The organism is Plantibacter sp. ME-Dv--P-122b (assembly GCF_030209375.1).
In the GTDB taxonomy this organism is placed as follows: Bacteria; Actinomycetota; Actinomycetes; order Actinomycetales; family Microbacteriaceae; genus Plantibacter.
Genome location: NZ_JARVSC010000009.1, coordinates 209,651 through 224,892, shown reverse-complemented (window position 1 = coordinate 224,892; position 15,242 = coordinate 209,651). Strand labels below are relative to the sequence as shown.

General features: G+C 69.5%; 15 protein-coding genes. 4 read left to right on the top strand and 11 right to left on the bottom strand.

What is annotated here, in order from left to right:
* Position 1: 1 nt before the first annotated feature.
* The 3 genes from QRN19_RS16025 to QRN19_RS16015 all read right to left on the bottom strand — a co-directional run bounded on the left by QRN19_RS16025 (position 2) and on the right by QRN19_RS16015 (position 4,574).
* A complete protein-coding gene (locus tag QRN19_RS16025; protein WP_285028195.1) occupies positions 2-2,563 on the bottom strand; it encodes a polynucleotide kinase-phosphatase in 2,562 nt (853 codons plus the stop codon).
* A complete protein-coding gene (locus tag QRN19_RS16020) occupies positions 2,560-3,963 on the bottom strand; it encodes a 3' terminal RNA ribose 2'-O-methyltransferase Hen1 (protein ID WP_285028194.1) in 1,404 nt (467 codons plus the stop codon). The genes QRN19_RS16025 and QRN19_RS16020 overlap by 4 nt, the downstream gene beginning before the upstream one ends.
* A 131-nt stretch (positions 3,964-4,094) precedes the next feature.
* Positions 4,095-4,574: a hypothetical protein gene (locus QRN19_RS16015; RefSeq protein ID WP_285028193.1), complete on the bottom strand. Its 480-nt coding sequence runs from the start codon at positions 4,572-4,574 to the stop codon at positions 4,095-4,097.
* A 77-nt stretch (positions 4,575-4,651) separates the two neighbouring features.
* Between QRN19_RS16015 and QRN19_RS16010 the strand changes: the two genes are divergently transcribed.
* Positions 4,652-5,464, top strand: coding sequence for an endonuclease/exonuclease/phosphatase family protein (locus tag QRN19_RS16010; protein WP_285028192.1), 813 nt, complete (start codon positions 4,652-4,654; stop codon positions 5,462-5,464).
* Between the two features lie 102 nt (positions 5,465-5,566).
* Positions 5,567-5,968 carry a RidA family protein gene (locus QRN19_RS16005; protein ID WP_285028191.1) on the top strand — a complete coding sequence of 134 codons (402 nt, stop codon included), beginning with the start codon at positions 5,567-5,569 and terminating at the stop codon, positions 5,966-5,968.
* A 25-nt stretch (positions 5,969-5,993) separates the two neighbouring features.
* Here QRN19_RS16005 and QRN19_RS16000 read toward each other — a convergent pair whose 3' ends face one another.
* From QRN19_RS16000 to QRN19_RS15985, 4 genes are read right to left on the bottom strand one after another with little or no spacing between them, the layout of a single operon-like run.
* A complete protein-coding gene (locus tag QRN19_RS16000) occupies positions 5,994-6,725 on the bottom strand; it encodes a YoaK family protein (protein ID WP_285028190.1) in 732 nt (243 codons plus the stop codon).
* A gap of 48 nt (positions 6,726-6,773) precedes the next feature.
* The gene (locus tag QRN19_RS15995) at positions 6,774-7,742 is read right to left on the bottom strand and encodes an acetylxylan esterase (protein WP_285028189.1); all 969 of its coding nucleotides are present in this window, start codon (positions 7,740-7,742) and stop codon (positions 6,774-6,776) included.
* 41 nt (positions 7,743-7,783) lie between these two features.
* Positions 7,784-8,566 carry an IclR family transcriptional regulator gene (locus QRN19_RS15990; RefSeq protein ID WP_285028188.1) on the bottom strand — a complete coding sequence of 261 codons (783 nt, stop codon included), beginning with the start codon at positions 8,564-8,566 and terminating at the stop codon, positions 7,784-7,786.
* A 53-nt stretch (positions 8,567-8,619) separates the two neighbouring features.
* Positions 8,620-10,968 carry an FAD-dependent oxidoreductase gene (locus tag QRN19_RS15985; protein ID WP_285028187.1) on the bottom strand — a complete coding sequence of 783 codons (2,349 nt, stop codon included), beginning with the start codon at positions 10,966-10,968 and terminating at the stop codon, positions 8,620-8,622.
* Positions 10,969-11,124: 156 nt separating this feature from the next.
* On the opposite strand from QRN19_RS15985, the gene QRN19_RS15980 reads away from it, so the two are divergent.
* Positions 11,125-12,477, top strand: a complete 1,353-nt coding sequence (locus QRN19_RS15980) for an MFS transporter (protein WP_285028186.1) — start codon at positions 11,125-11,127, stop codon at positions 12,475-12,477.
* Between the two features lie 65 nt (positions 12,478-12,542).
* Here the strand turns inward: QRN19_RS15980 and QRN19_RS15975 are convergent, their stop codons facing one another.
* The 4 genes from QRN19_RS15975 to QRN19_RS15960 all read right to left on the bottom strand — a co-directional run bounded on the left by QRN19_RS15975 (position 12,543) and on the right by QRN19_RS15960 (position 14,546).
* Positions 12,543-12,878 (bottom strand): hypothetical protein, encoded by a 336-nt coding sequence (locus tag QRN19_RS15975; RefSeq protein ID WP_285028185.1) that lies wholly within the window; start codon positions 12,876-12,878, stop codon positions 12,543-12,545.
* Positions 12,879-12,975: 97 nt separating this feature from the next.
* The gene (locus QRN19_RS15970) at positions 12,976-13,416 is read right to left on the bottom strand and encodes a DoxX family protein (RefSeq protein WP_285028184.1); all 441 of its coding nucleotides are present in this window, start codon (positions 13,414-13,416) and stop codon (positions 12,976-12,978) included.
* A gap of 152 nt (positions 13,417-13,568) precedes the next feature.
* The gene (locus QRN19_RS15965) at positions 13,569-13,985 is read right to left on the bottom strand and encodes an NUDIX domain-containing protein (protein ID WP_285028183.1); all 417 of its coding nucleotides are present in this window, start codon (positions 13,983-13,985) and stop codon (positions 13,569-13,571) included.
* 27 nt (positions 13,986-14,012) lie between these two features.
* Complete coding sequence (locus QRN19_RS15960; RefSeq protein ID WP_285028182.1) at positions 14,013-14,546, bottom strand: GNAT family N-acetyltransferase; 534 nt, start codon at positions 14,544-14,546, stop codon at positions 14,013-14,015.
* Positions 14,547-14,651: 105 nt separating this feature from the next.
* Between QRN19_RS15960 and QRN19_RS15955 the strand changes: the two genes are divergently transcribed.
* Positions 14,652-15,191 carry a hypothetical protein gene (locus tag QRN19_RS15955; RefSeq protein ID WP_285028181.1) on the top strand — a complete coding sequence of 180 codons (540 nt, stop codon included), beginning with the start codon at positions 14,652-14,654 and terminating at the stop codon, positions 15,189-15,191.
* Positions 15,192-15,242 lie beyond the last annotated feature (51 nt).

Genomic DNA, 15,242 nt, shown 5'->3' with positions numbered 1-15,242 from the left:
GCTAGAGGCGCGGGTCGATCGGCTCGGACTCCATGGCGAGGACGCCGAAGACGGCCTGGTGCACCCGCCAGGTCGGTTCACCGGCGACGAACCGTTCGACCGCCTCCACGCCGAGCGCGTACTCGCGCAGCGCCATCGACCGCTTGTGGCCGATGTCCCGATCTCGCAGGCGCTCGAGGTTGTGCGGCTCCGTGTAGTCGGGACCGTAGATGATGCGCAGGTACTCACGGCCCCGCACCTTGATGCCGGGCTGCACGAGCGACTTCGCACCGCGGACGAGACCGGCCACAGGCTTCACCACCATGCCCTCACCACCCGCGCCGGTCAGCTCCTCCCACCACGTGGTCGCGGCGTCCTCGGAGGCCGGCGAGGTGAGGTCGACCTCGATCGAGCGGGTCCGGCGGATGAGTTCCGGGTCGGCGTCCGCGAGGCGGTCGGCGACCGAGAGGTGCCAGGCGTGGTCACGATCGAGATGACTCGTCCCGGTCGAGGCGAGCAGCTGGAACGGCGCGAGCTGCACGCCCTCCAAGCCGTTCGAGGGCGCGGTGTACGGGCGGTAGGCCGCGACGTAGGCGTCGGCGGCCTCGGCCCGTCGTCGCGTCCGCTCGAGCAGGTCCGAGACGTCGACACCGGTCGTCGCCGCCTGCTCCAGCACGTGCACGGCCGCCGGGAGTGCAGCAGTCGCGGCAGCTCCGACCGAGGCGTAGTGGTCGCGGATCAGGCTCTCCGCCTTCACCGACCACGGCAGCAGCTCGCTGTCGAACAGCAGCCAGGAGGTGTCGAGCTCCTCCCAGAGACCGGCTCGCTCCGCGGCGGCGTCGAGCCGGGTCAGGAGCGTCTGCGTCGTCTCCTCGTCGAAGAACGGCCGACCGGTGCGGGTGTGAACTGTGCCACGCCATCCCGTGGGAGCACCGAAGGGTTCCGGATCACGGGTGAGCAGCACGACGGCTCGCGAGCCCATGTGCTTCTCCTCGCAGACCACCCGGTCGAGCCCATCCCGGCGATACGCCTCGAAGGCCTCAGCCGGGTGCTCCAGCAGGTCCTTCCGCTGCGAGGTGCTCGGCGGACTCATCGTCGGTGGCAGATAGACCAGGCGCCGCGGGTCGATCGCGAACCGGCTCATGACCTCGAGTGCGCCGGCAGCCGCGTCCTCGCGGATGCCGACCCGGCCCGAGACGCGGGTCTCGACGACCTGCTTGCCGAGGACGTCGTCGATGCGCAGCAGCCCGGGATCCCGCTGCTCACCGGCAGGACCGGTGGGGCGGCCGAGCGGCACGACGGGTTCGTACCAGACCTGCTCGGCCGGGACGTCGACGACCTCGCGCTCCGGCCACCGCAGGGCACTCAGCTTGCCGCCGAAGACGACGCCGGTGTCGAGGCACATCGTGTTGTTGACCCACTCGGCGTCGACGGTCGGCACGTGGCCGTAGAGGACGGTCGCCTTGCCGCGGTAGTCCTCCGCCCACGGCAGCCGCACGGGCAGGCCGTACTCGTCGGTCTCCCCCGTGGTGTCGCCGTACAGCGCGAACGACCGCACTCGCCCGGAGGCGCGTCCGTGATACTGCTCGATCAGGCCGGCGTGTGCGACGACGAGCTTCCCGTCGTCGAGGACGAGGTGCGCGACGAGCTCGCGACAGAACCGCTCGACCTCGGCACGGAACTCCTCCGACTCCTCGGCCAGTTGCGCGAGCGACTCGGCGAGCCCGTGACTGGTCTGCACTCGCTTGCCCTGCAACGCGCGGACGAGCTTCGATTCGTGGTTCCCGGGCACCGCCAGGGCATGCCCCGCGCCGACCATCCCCATCGCCAGTCGCAGCACGCCAGGCGTGTCGGGCCCGCGGTCGACGAGGTCGCCGAGGAAGATCGCGCGGCGACCCTCGGGGTGCGCGGCGTCGATCGGCCGACCCTCGACATCGCGCTCGATCACGTATCCGAGCTTCGTGAGCAGCGTCTCGAGCTCGCTCCGGCACCCGTGCACGTCGCCGATCGCGTCGAAGGGACCGCGCTCCTGACGGCGGTCGTTGAGCAGCGGCTCACGGACGAACGACGCCTGCGCGATCGCCTCCACCCCGGACAGCACGTGGACCTTCCGGAAGCCCTCCTTGCTGAGGTGCCGCATCGACCGGCGCAGTTGGTCCTGCTGCCGCGTGATGACGGCCGCGCCGAAGGAGCGGTCCTCGCGAGCCTCGTTGCGCTCGATGCAGACGCGCTCCGGGACGTCGAGGACCACGGCGACGGGGAGGACGTCGTGGTTGCGCGCCAGATCGATCAGCGACTTCCGCGAGGCGGGCTGGACGTTGGTCGCGTCGATGACCGTGAGGAGCCCGGCGTCGAGACGGCGCGCGGCCACGTCGCGGAGCGCGGCGAAGGCGTCGGCGCTGGCGGCCTGGTTGTTCTCGTCGTTGGAGACGAGCCCACGGAAGAAGTCGCTCGACAGGGTCTCGAACCGACCGAAGTGCGTGGCGGCGAAGGTCGACTTGCCGGATCCGCTCACGCCGATGAGGACCACGAGCGACAGTTCGGGGATCGGAAGCGCGGCGGGGGTCTGCTCGAGGTCGCTCATGAGATGGCCTTCCGGAAGATGGCGAGCTGCGTCGGCGAGCCGAGCTGCGCGTCGACGTCGCCGACCGTGCGGTGCTCGACGCCGTAGCCGTACCGCTCGGCCGCAGTGGTGCACCAGGTCGCGAACTCCTGGCGGTCCCATTCGAACCGGTGGTCGGGGTGCCGGAACGAACCCGCCGGCAACGAGGGATACAACGCGTTGTACTCGCGGTTCGGCGTCGTGACGATCACGGCTTCGGGGGCCGCAGCTCCGAAGACCGAAGCCTCGAGTGCATCGAGGCGCTCGGCGTCGATGTGCTCGACGACCTCCATGAGCACGATCGCGTCGAGTCCGCCCAGCCGGGTGTCCGCATAGGTCGCCGAGGACTGCAGCAGCTGGACCCGCTCACGGACGCGATCGCTCGCGTCGCGGAGCCCGAGCCGCTGCGACGCGGATGCGAGCGCGCGTGCGGAGACGTCGGTACCGATCACCGTGGTGACCAGAGGATCCGCCAGCAATCGCGTGAGGAGGGCACCCTCGCCGCAGCCGACGTCGGCGACCGAACGTGCTCGCACGTCGGTGAGCGCCTGCAGGACCGCCTCGGCACGCAGGCCGGCGAGTGCCGGGGCGCGCTTCGTCCGTGACGCGGTGGCAGCGTCGTCCCCGTCGGCACCGTCGGTCCGCGCCTCCGGGTCGAGCTGCGACTGCGCATCGGTGACCATCCGCGACTGGTGCGCGAGATACCGCTTGGTGATCAGGTCCCGGTCGGGGTGATCGGCCAGCCACCCCTCGCCGGCGCGGAGAAGCTTGCCGACCTCGTCGTCGGAGACCCAGTAGTGCTTGGCGTCGTCGAGCACGGGCAGCAGCACGTAGAGCTGGCGGAGCGCGTCTGCGAGACGGAGATCACCGGTCAGCTCGAGGTCGACGTATCGCGAGTCACCCCATGCGGGAACCGTCGGGTCGAGTGGGATCGCCCGTTCGACGACGGTCCAGCCGAGCGGGCTGAAGAGTCGGGTCGCCAGCTGCTCCAGACCTCGCGACGGCACCGCCGCGACCGTGATCGTCAGCGGGAGCGCTGCGGCGGCGAGCTCCGGGTGGGAGTCGCTGCGGCCGGTCATGGCGCTGCGGAACACCTGCCCGATCGCGACGGCGACCATCGACGACGACGCGTACGGTCGGTCGTTCACGTACTGCGAGAGCGACGCGCTGTCACCGCCGCCGAAGCGCTTCTGACGGACGATCGCGATCGCGTCGACCTCGAGCAGCAGGGCGATGGTGCACCGCTCGTCGGTCGCCTCCGGGTAGAACACGTGGGCGCGCCCGACGCTGAGGTCGAAGCTCTGCGCCCGCGCGGGATGTTTGCGGACGAGGTGCCCCAGGTCGGCGGCCGAGGGCGCGGTCGAGGTGATGGTGACGAGCACAGGTCCATCCGTCCGGTCGGCGGCGAGGTTCCTGAAAGCCTAGCCGCGGTCGTCGCGCGTGCGTGAGTCGCCCGGATCTGCACGGAATTCAGCGACTTCCGTGCAGTTTTGGGCGACTCAGGGCCGGCTGATCAGCCGCCGAAGAGCTTGCCGAAGAACCCCTTGCGCGGCTTCCAGCCGGCGGCGGTCAGGGCGTCGATCACGGGCTGCTTGACCTCGTCGGTCGTGAAGTCGTAGCCCATGAACTGGCCGGTCGTCGTGCCATCGCGGTCGGTGGACTGCGAGATCGGCGCGACGCTCCGTCCGAAGGAGAAGGACTTCTGCGGGCCGGACTGCCAGGTGCGCTTCGTCGAGAGTCCGTCGACGCCGAGCGTCGTCTTCGAGGAGGACGACTGCTCGTGGAACTCCCACTCGCCGTCCTCGGGGTGCAGCTCGACCCGCAGCTCGTACTCGGCACTGAACATGCCGGCACCGATGAAGCCGAGCCAGCGCTGGTCGGCGTACCGCCAGTGCGCGACGATGCCGTCGGGTGTCGGGTCGTAGATGAAGGGGAGTTCTTCGCTGTTGAGCGCGAGGATCCGGGCCTGGGCGTCGCGGAGGTCGAAGGTCATGGGGCGAGTCTAGGCAGGCGGACCGGTCGGCGACATGGGGACAGCTCCCCGTCACCCGGCTCCCCTACGCTGGCCGGGTGAGCGAATCCATCCTGACCCGGAACGTCCTGACCGTCATGAGCTACAACATCCGCACCGCCGTCGCCCAGCCCGGTCACGAGTGGGTGGATCGTGCACCGCTCGTCTCACAGGTCATCGCCCGCAACGCACCCGACCTCCTCGGGCTGCAGGAGGTCCGCGAACACCAGCTGCACGACCTGCTCCCGGGTCTCGCCGAGTACGACTGGTTCGGGCAGGGTCGCGACGGCGGTTCGGCCGGCGAGTACGGCCCGGTGTGCTTCCGCCGCTCGCGGTTCGAACAGCTCGACGCCGGCGAGTTCTGGCTGTCGGACACCCCCGATGAGCCGGGCTCGAACACCTGGCCGTCGCTGCACGCGCGGTTCGTCACCTGGGTCCGGCTCCGCGAGCGACGCACCGGCGACGAGCTCGTCTTCGCCAACACCCACCTCGACCATGAGAGCTCACCGCACGGCGACGACGTCCGCACGCGCAGCGCGAAGCTGATCGCCGACCGCTTCTCCGGCGTCGACGTCCCCGTCCTCCTCACCGGCGACTTCAACACCGAACGCGGATCGGCGGCGCACGACGCCTTGGCTGACGCCGGCTTCGTCGACCTCTCACCGGTCGAGAGCGACGGCATCGGCACGTTCCAGGGCTACGGTCCGCAGCGTCCCGGGAACGCACGCATCGACTGGGTGCTGGGTCGCTCAGGCAGTGTCGCTCCGCACACCCGACTGGAACCGATCGAAGCCCTCGTCGACGAGCAGGACCCCACCTCGGAGGCCAGCGACCACTTCCCCATCCTCATCCGGGCGCAGCTCACCCACTGACGGCGATCCGACGCCGGGGTCCTCACCGACGCCGTCCATCGATGTCGGGCACGATGGATCGAGAGCGGTCGTGCGATCGCGCGCGCACCACGAGGAGGAACCATGTCCGTCGTCACGCTGATCCGATCCGACGAGCTCTCCGACGCCGCGGAGTACGCCTACGCGTCATCCGTTCCGGCGAGCGCCCGGCTGTTGTTCCTGGCCGGATCCTGCCCGCTCAACGTCGACGGCTCGACCGCTGCCGTCGGTGACGTCGCCGGGCAGGCGGAGAAGTGCGTCGAGAACCTCGTCATCGCCCTCGAGGCCGCCGGTGCGAGGCTCGGCGACGTGGCCAGTACCCGAGTGCTCGTCGCGTCGACGAAGCAGTCCGACCTCGTCACCGCGTGGGAGGTCGTGCGCGCCGCCTTCGGCGATCACGACGTGCCGTCGACGCTCCTCGGGGTCACCGTGCTCGGCTACGACGACCAGCTCGTCGAGATCGAGGCGACCGCCGCCGTCGCCTGACACCGATCGGTGCCGGCGCTCGTCGTCAGTCTCTGGAGGCCGTCGGCGCGAGCCGGAGGAGCACCAGCCCGACGATCGACGGGAGGAGGGGCAGCGCGGCACCGAACACCGGGTCCACGCCGGTGAGGAGCGAGCCGCAGAGGGCGCCCGTCACGAGCAGCACGATCGCGCCGATGCGGATGAGGTGGTGGTCGTGGACACCGTCGGCGAGGCTCTGCATGAGACTCGTGAGCGTGCCGGTGACGAAGGTGGTGGTCACGCCCGAACGCTCGATGCGACGAGCGACAGCTGTCTGCCCCGCCATCGCGAGCGTGGAGAGCGCGATGAGGACGCAGATCACCGGCGTCGTGCGCAGGTCGGAGGACACGATCCATCCGATGAGGACGCACGCCTGCGCGACCACCGCACCGGCGAGCACGAGGACGAGCCGGTGCTGCGGTGCCTCCGGGGTCGGTCGGTCGGCGGTGGCGACGAGCCTCGTGAACCGGAAGGCAAGGAACGTCCCGACGGAGAACAGCAACACGGCGACCGTCGCCCCGAGCAGGACCTCCGCGAAGTCTGGCCGGCTCGTGAGTCCGGCCAGCACGAAGTTGCCGGTCATGTTCGCGGTGAAGACGCCGCCGAGCTGGAGGAACGCGAACGCGTCGGTCGCTCCGGCCGCGAAGGAGAGCACGAGCGCCATCGCCGCGATCATGCCGGCCCGCGTCCGACGCCGGGTGGTCGTCAGGGTCGGGTCCGTGCCGCCGGTCTCAGTCACGTGCACATCGTCCCACGCCCGTTCGCCCATCGTCGGGCGAACGAGGGCTCAGGCGAGGAGTTCCGTGAGGAAGGTCAGCTGCGCCTGCTGCTGCACCGGCCCGCCACCCTCATGCCCGTTGTACGGGTAGACGGCGATGTCCTTCTGCGTGCCCGCGTAGTGGTTGAACGCCGCGTACACCGTCGAGGGCGGGCACACGGCGTCGCACAGCGCCACGGAGAACAGCGCCGGGACCGTCGCGCGCGCGGCGAAGTTCGTCGCGTCGAAGTAGGAGAGCGTCCGGAAGACCTCCTCCTCGTGGCCGCGTCGGCTGATGAGGTACGTCTTCAGCTCGGCGAAGGGGCTCGCGTCCGTGATCTGCAGGGCACGACGGAAGTGCGACAGGAACGGGACGTCGACGAGCGCCGCCGCCAGCCCCTCGCAGAGCCCGGCCGCGGCGAGCGCGATGCCTCCACCCTGGCTGACGCCCGAGACGACCACGCGAGCGGGATCGACCTCGGGGAAGCTGCGCACCACGTCGACCGCCAGCGCGGCGTCGGTGAAGACCCGGCGGTAGTAGTAGGTCTCGGGGCTGTCGAGCCCGGCGCTCATCTTGCCGGCGACCTGCGGACCGCTTCCGAACGGGTCGGCCGTCGCGCCCGGCAGGTTCGCACTCCCCTGACCGCGGGTGTCCATGACGAACATCGCGTACCCGGCCGACGGCAGCGTCGTCCACTGGTGGGCGAAACCGCGACCGCCGCTGTACCCGATGTAGTGCACGATGCACGGGAGTGGCTCGGTCGCGCCGGCAGGACGGATGAACCAGCCCTTGATCGGGTCGCCCCCGAATCCGGAGAACGTGACATCCTCGACGACGAGACCCGTCAGCTCCGGGTTGGACCGTTCACGCACCGTCGGCTGTGCGAGGGCGTGGGCCTCGGCGAGCGTGTCCGCCCAGAAGGTGTCGAAGTCCGACGCCTCTTCGCGGTCGGGCAGGTACTGCTGGAGCTGGGCGAGGGGGAGGTCGAATTGCGCCACTGGTCACCTTCGGTTCGTGAGGTCGGTTTGCCGGGTACTGGTCAGGAGGAGGGAATCGCGGAGATGAGGCCGAGACCGACGCTGATCCGGTCCGCCACTTCGATGAGGTCCTCGGTGAGGACGTCGAGGTCGCGCTCACGCATCAGGCTCAGCCGACCCGAGATGGAGATCGCCGCCACGACTCTGGCGTTCGCGTCGCGGATCGGCGCCGCGATCCCGAGACGACCCAGCGCGAGCTCCTGGTCCTCCATGCAGACGCCGCGTTCCCGCGCCGTGGCGAGCTCGGCGGCGAGGGCCGCGTGCTCGGTGATGGTGTTCGCGGTGTACCGCGGGAGCGGTTCCTCGCCGAGCAGTGAGCGGAGACCGTCGGTGTCGAGGTCGAGGAGCAGGCACTTCCCGAGCGCGGACGCGTGGAGCGGCTGGCGCAGCCCGATCATGGAGTGCGACTTCGGTGCGAGGGCGCCCTCGAAGTGGCACAGGTAGATGAGGCTCGAGCCGTCGAGCACGCCGACGTTGACGCTGAGTCCGATCCGTTGCGCGAGCTCCTGGGCAGGAGCACGCGACTCCCGGTGCACCGGGTTCTGATTGAGCCCCTCGCTCGCGAGCGCCAGGATGGTCGCGCCGATCGCGTAGGACGGGCTGTCGGCCGCCTTCGTCACATACCCCAGCTCTTCGAGCGTGCCGAGCAGGCGAGCCGTCGTCGAGGTGCCGAGACCGGTCGCCCGGGCGATGTCTGAAGCTCTCAACGGCCCGGTGGTCGATGCGCCGAGAACGGCGAGCACGGATGCCGCACGGCCGATGCCCTGCTGGATCTCGCCTGCCACGGGTCCTCCACGGTGTCGGTGTCGATTCGGATGTCCGGCCTCGGAGGCCGTGTTCAGCGTAGCGCTCGGGCTCGGCGCGGCCGGGTGGTGCGCCCGCTCGGCTGGTCGAAGACCTTCACACTCGCGACACTCACGTAGGGCGACCCGTTCGTGGCCGTGACGACGACACGGAGGGCGTCGACCCGCACGGGTTCGACGTCGTGGATCCGGTGGCGGTGCCGGTTCCCCTCGACCTCGGCCAACACCGTCCACGTCCCCTCGGCTGCACCCGCCGGTCGCGCTTCGAGCCGGTAGGAGGCGACGAGCTCGGGCACCGCCTCGAAGTCCGTGCGATGGTGGTGCAGATTGATGAGGTCCACGTCGACGTCGTCGTTGAACACGATCCGGACGGACGCGACATCGACCGGCTCGTCCCAGTGCAGGGCGAGGACCTCGGGCTCGGCGACCAGGTCGCGGCCCTCCGCGAGCCGCTCCGAGGACCACAGGTGCGGTCCGCCGTAGGGTCGCTGGTAGCCGTCGACGATCCGCTCCGGGCGGTACGCCGTGGTGTCCCCACCGACGGTCAGCGCGACGCTCCGGCCGCGGAGCTTCCGGGCGTTCCAGTCGAGGATCGCCTGGTCCTGCTCCTCGGGGATGTGGTCGTCGAACACCTCGTCGGACGCGTGCTTCGCGGTCAGGACGAGGAGCCCGTAGGGGTGGCCCTCCGTGAGGAGCAGGCTGACGTCCGGGTTGGCACGGACGACGAGCACCGCGTTCTGCTCGACATCCGGCGTCCATCCGAAGCGGACGGTGGCCGACACGCCCACCCCGGCGGCGATGTCCGCAGCCCCGTCGAGGAGGTGCTCGACCGGGACGGCGTTCTGACGCTTGCCCGTGCTCCACAGTTCGACGCGGAGGGTGGTCTCGCGTGCGGCGTCGACGAGCAGGGTGATCTGGTCGAGTGACGGAGCGACGGGCACGAGGATCGCGACGTCGCGGTCGAGCGTGAACCGCTCGCCGGAGCCGAGGTGCTCCAGGGTGGAGATCGTGTCGAGCGCGCTCGAGGCGGAGACCGTCGCCCGTCCGGCCAGGTCGTCGGGGTCGTCCGTGGTGATGCCGATGACCGGGGCGTCCTCGCGGAGCAGGGTGCGCTGCAGGAGCGGGAGTGCGTGCCCGGCGAGCTCCCGGGGCGTCAGTCCGTCGCGGGCGATGAGTGCCGCAGCCGTCCCCACCGCCTGGCCCTGCGTGGCGCAGGTCGCCATGACGCGGGTGGACCCGAACGCGACGTGTGAGGCGGAGATGTTGCGTCCGGCGAACAGCAGGTTGCCGACGTCTCGCGAGTACAGGCTGCGGAAGGGTATCCCGTAGGTGCCGTTGCTGAAGCGCTGCTGCGCACCGGCGGTCTCGGCATAGACGCCCTCGACGGGGTGCAGGTCGATGGACCACCCTCCGAAGGCCACGGTGTCCTCGAAGTCGACCTGGTCGAGCAGGTCGTTCTGCGTGAGGGTGTGGTCGCCGAGCAGCCGCCGGTACTCGCGCTTGCCCGGGATCGACCCGACCCACTCGAGCGTCAGGGTGTCGGCGTCGAACTCGCCGGAGTTCTTGATGTAGTCCCAGATCCCGAAGACGACGCTCCACAGCTCGTCGCGGATCTGCTCGTTCTCGGCCACGGTGTCGAGCTCGCCGCCCCACTCGATCCACCAGTAGTTGCAGCCGTTGTCGCCGGTCCGGATGATCCGGTTGGTGAGGATCGGGGTGTCACGGATGTCGCGCGCGATGTCGGGGGCGACGAACCGCTCCGGGCGACCCGCATCCTTCGTGTAGAAGAAGATCGAGCTGCCGAGGAGTTCGTCGTCCGCCACCTCGGGCGCCCACGGCTCACCGAGCTCGGCGCGGCCCTCGCGCCCGATGCGGGAGGTCGCACCCGCGAGATGTCCCACCAGCCCGTCTCCCGTGCAGTCGATGAAGACGGGGGCGATGAACTCGGTCTCGATCTCGCTGCCCATCGTCCATCCGGTGACGGACGTGATCCGTGGCGACGGCGACTCCTCACCGACCGCCGGCTCCTCCATCGTGACGATGCGGACGTCGGTGTTGAGGTGCAGCTGCAGGTTCGGCTCGGCGCGCACGAGGTCGAGGACGGTCTGGTCCCAGTAGAACGGGTTGCCTTCCGGGTTGCGGTACTGGTTCTCGAGGAAGAGCTCGCCCATGATCCCGGTCTCCCGCGCGAACCGCTGGTGGCCGTGCGCGGTCGCTCCGACCACCCACACCCGCACCTCGCTCGACGAGTTGCCACCGAGCACCGGACGATTGGTGACGAGCGAGACCCGGGATCCGAGCCGGGCAGCGGCGACGGCTGCTGACACTCCTGCGAGGCCACCGCCGATGACGACGACGTCTGTGGTCTGGGTGCGGTGCTGCATGACACTCCTTCGTGATGCGGAATTCTGGAGACTGTTCGGCCTGACGAGCACCGGTGACACCAAGTTATCACTCAGTGGTAGCACTTTCCCATTCAGTGGGTCATAATCTCCGGTAGGCGATAATCGACGCGCCGCCCGACAATGATGTGAGGACCGATGAGCGACAGCAGAACGCAGCCTGGAGCGATTACCGCCGAGGCTGAGGCGCGTAGCGCCGAGACCCCCTACGACGACGCGGAACGCTCGCGCCGGATGCGCAAAGTGATCTGGGCGGCCGGCGCCGGCCACTTCGTCGAGTGGTTCGACTTCGGCCTCTACGGCACGCTCGCGACCGTCATCAGTCTCAACTTCTTCCAGCAGGGCAACCCGCAGGCGGCACTCCTCTCGGCGTTCGCCGTCTTCGGCGCCGGGTTCGTCATGCGGCCACTCGGTGGCCTCTTCTGGGGTTCGCTCGGCGATCGCATCGGTCGGAAGACGATTCTCGCGACGGTCATCCTGGTCACCTCCGGAGCGACCGTGGTCATGGGGCTCCTGCCGACCTTCGACCTCATCGGCCTCTGGGCGCCGATCCTGCTCGTGATCGTGCGGCTCGTGCAGGGCTTCGCCGCCGGGGGCGAGAGCTCGGGTGCCACGACGCTGCTCGCCGAGTACGCCCCGTCCAACCGATGCGGCTTCGTGACGAGCTTCATCGACGTGTTCGGGTTCGCCGCCTTCGTGGTCGGTGCCGGCCTCGTCCTGCTGTTCACATCGACACTCGGCGCTGACGCGCTCAACGAGTGGGGCTGGCGTGTCCTGTTCTTCCTCGCCCTGCCGCTCGGTCTCGCCGGCCTCTACCTGCGGAACAAACTCGAGGACACCCCGGAGTTCCAGGCGATCCAGGCCAAGGGGGCCGTCTCGAAGTCACCGTTGCGGACCTCGTTGCGCACGTCCTGGAAGGCACTGCTCTTCTGCGTCGGCTTCGTCGTCATCAAGGCCGTCGGCCACTGGATCCTGCAGACCTTCATGCCGTCGTACCTGCAGACCGATCTCGGCTACTCACAGCCGCTCAGCTACGGGGTCACGGTGCTCGGGCTACTCGCGATCGCGATCCTCGTCCCGTTCATGGGACTGCTGAGCGACCGCATCGGCCGGAAGCCGGTGATGATCGCCGGTTGCGTCGGGTTCCTGGTCCTCACCTACCCGACGCTGATGCTCATGAGCGCCGGCAACTTCGCGGCCGCGGCCATCGCCATGGTGATCCTCGGCGTGTTCATGGCCGCATACGACGGCGCCTCGAGTGCCGCGATGGCGGAGCTGTTCCCCACGAACATCCGATACGGCTCCATGGCGATCGCGTACAACCTGTCGGTCGCCGTGTTCGGCGGGATCACGCCCTACTTCGCGACGTTCCTCATCGCCTCGACCGGCAACCGGTTCGCCCCTGCGTTCTACGTGATGGCGGCCGCGCTCATCACCTTGATCGTCGTGCTGCGGGCGCGCGAGACGGCCAAGCTGCCGCTCCCGCGCTGAGCGATCCGAACGGACGCCGGCGTCGACCCGAGGGGTCGACGCCGGCGCTGTCGTACGGGCCCGACTCAGCGGGAGAAGTCGCGCAGGTCGAGGTCCGGGTCTTCGAGGACGTCCGTGGTCTCGAGGGAGTCGCGCGGCTCGTATGCCGTTGTGGACGGGCGGAGGTCGTCGAGGTAGCCCTGCAGGCGGGTCTCGGCGTCCGCGAAGTCCGGCACGTCCTGGTCCCAGGACTGCGGGACCGACAGCACGTCGTTGCCGAGCCCGATCACGAGCTGGGCGGAGGTGTCGCCATCGACGTCGTCTTCCACGACGATCGGAATCGTGATTGCTTCGGCTCGTCCGCGCTTGGCGAGCTCAGCCGTCAGCTCCACCAGGAGGGCCGCGACCTCGTCGGTCGTCACAACATTCTCACCCGCGTATGTAATGCATCGCATGCATCAACCCTGCCGGATGGTGACTCGAAATTCAGGCCCCTTGACACCCGGTGGGGCCGGATGACTAGGCCCGCTCGAGGCCAGGCTCGGCCGGGGACGTCCGACGGCGGCTGGTCCGCCACGCTCGCCATGCACCCGTCGACCAGAGCGCCCAGACGACGAGGAGGGGCTGGAAGGCCAGCCGGACACAGCGTGCGACGTCGCTGTCGAGCCCGAAGGCGTCGGTGCCTCGGACGAACTGCTCGATGTTGCCAGGGAACACCGCGACGAAGAACGCGGCGACGATCCAGCCGACGGCGACGCGGTACCGGGCGAGCAGGATCAGCGAGAGGCCGAGGAGGATCTCGACCACCCCGGACGCGACGACGACCAGGTCGACCGGGAGCGGCAGCCACTGCGGCACCTGGGCGACGAACGACTGCCGGGCGAACGTGAGGTGGCCGACGCCGGCGAAGACGAGGGCAGCTCCGAGGAGCCAGCGGGCGAGTGTACGGACGATACCCATCCTCAGAGCGTAAGCGAAGCGCCCTGCTGGCCGACCCGACGACCCGACGACCGGACGCACCGGTGTGGTGCTCAGACTGCCTGGTGGATTCGGCGCATCGACGCCACCGGCCGATCAGCAGCCGCCGCGCACCGTCGGCTCGCGGAACGGCATCATTCGAGCAGGCGATGCAGGAGCGGACGGTATTCGGCAGACGCCAGCTCCAGCACTGAAACCTCCGCGAGGTCGAACCATCCCACGGTGTCGTGCTCCTCGGGAGCTTGGTTCTGCGGCTCACCGAGCCAAGTGTCGACGCGCCAGATCCGCAGGGTCATGTCCTCGAGTCGGAGTTCCGCGACCGGCGGGTCGCCGAGTTCGCTGATCGACACCCCGAGTTCTTCGCGCAGCTCGCGAATCAGCGCTTGCGTACCGGTCTCGCCCGACTCCACATGACCACCCGGGAGGTCCCAGACGTCCGGGTACCAGTCGTTCGTCGCGGCTCGATGCGCGAGGAGGACCTGTCGATGCCGGATCAGGACCGCGCAGACCACGTCGTGGCGTCGACCACTCTCCGAGCGCTCATCATCCATGGAGCGGACTTTGCTCACCGCTACCGGTCACCGAGCCCGCCGAGGTGCGGCGTCGACGGCGTACTTGAAGCCGCGGTGCGAGCCGACGAAGCCGAGTCGCTCGTAGAAGCGGTGGGCGTCGACCCGGGCCTCGTCGGAGGTCAACTGCACGATCGACGAACCGGTCGCCGGGGCGGCGACGTCCGTCACCCAGCGCATCATGGCCGATCCGACACCACCGGAGCGCAGGCTCGAGGACACACGCACCGCTTCGACGAGCAGGCGCGTCGAGCCGCGACGGGCCATGCCGGGGATGCGGGTCAGCTGCATCGTCGCGATCACGGCTCCGGCGGCGTCCTCGACGAGCAGGAGGTCGTTCGACGGGTCCTCCGTCACCTCCACCAGCGCTTGCCCGTACGCCGGCAGGTCGTCCTGTTCGGCGCGGTCTCCGCGTGCGGCGCTGATCGGATCGTCGGACAACAGCGCCATGAGCGCGTCGAGGTCCTCGGGACGCGCGCGACGCAGCACCAGCTCCTGTCGGGGCGTGGTGAGCGTGACGGGGAGGGCGAGCGCGGCGATCATCCCTCCACCCTCTCACTCGGTCCAGCGATCGGACGATACGACGGCGCCCGGTGATCGGGATGGGCAGGTTGCTCGTCTCCCGACCTCGCATGGGAGAGTGGAACCGTGAACTACGACCTCAGCGCTCCTGCTCGCCGCGACATCAAAGGCCTCACGGCCGCCATCGAGTCGGCCGAGGACGCTGCTTCACTGCAAGCGCGTCTGAGCGTGCCCCGCTACGGCGTGTTCGACCTCGTCGGCCGGGCCCGCCGCTCGCCGATCATCGGCGGCCTCCTCCTGGCCGGCACGGCACTCGATCAGAACGGCAAGCCGACCAAGCCCTTGCAGGTGCTCGAGTCGATCCCCGAGCTCGACCCCGTCGACCCCGACCCGCGTGCCGTCGCCGCTCAGCTCGCCGACCTCTCGCACGGCGACCTCGTCACGGTGCGGTTCTCCGACAGCGCGTACGGCGACTTCGGCGTGACCAGTATCGCCGTCTGGTCGGTCCCCGGCACCACCTTCCTCGTGGGCGGTTGGCTCATCGGTTCCGCGGGTGCGCCGGCGCCCCGGGTCACCGAGCTCGTCCGTCTCGCCCCCGTCGGCGACCACCCGTGGCCCGTCCCGGCCCAGATCACCGTCGTCGGCGAGGACATCGGCATCGACTGATCGCGCAGCCGCGCTTCGTTCGCCCAAATATGGGCGAACGAGCACACCTTC

Bases quoted from the DNA above. Each gene is read 5' to 3' on its own strand.
- QRN19_RS16005 (WP_285028191.1), top strand. From the start codon at position 5,567: ATGTCCGTCGTCACGCTGATCCGATCCGACGAGCTCTCCGACGCCGCG.
- QRN19_RS15970 (WP_285028184.1), bottom strand. From the start codon at position 13,416: ATGGGTATCGTCCGTACACTCGCCCGCTGGCTCCTCGGAGCTGCCCTC.
- QRN19_RS15980 (WP_285028186.1), top strand. From the start codon at position 11,125: ATGAGCGACAGCAGAACGCAGCCTGGAGCGATTACCGCCGAGGCTGAG.
- QRN19_RS15960 (WP_285028182.1), bottom strand. From the start codon at position 14,546: ATGATCGCCGCGCTCGCCCTCCCCGTCACGCTCACCACGCCCCGACAG.
- QRN19_RS15985 (WP_285028187.1), bottom strand. From the start codon at position 10,968: ATGCAGCACCGCACCCAGACCACAGACGTCGTCGTCATCGGCGGTGGC.
- QRN19_RS15965 (WP_285028183.1), bottom strand. From the start codon at position 13,985: ATGGATGATGAGCGCTCGGAGAGTGGTCGACGCCACGACGTGGTCTGC.
- QRN19_RS16015 (WP_285028193.1), bottom strand. From the start codon at position 4,574: ATGACCTTCGACCTCCGCGACGCCCAGGCCCGGATCCTCGCGCTCAAC.
- QRN19_RS16025 (WP_285028195.1), bottom strand. From the start codon at position 2,563: ATGAGCGACCTCGAGCAGACCCCCGCCGCGCTTCCGATCCCCGAACTG.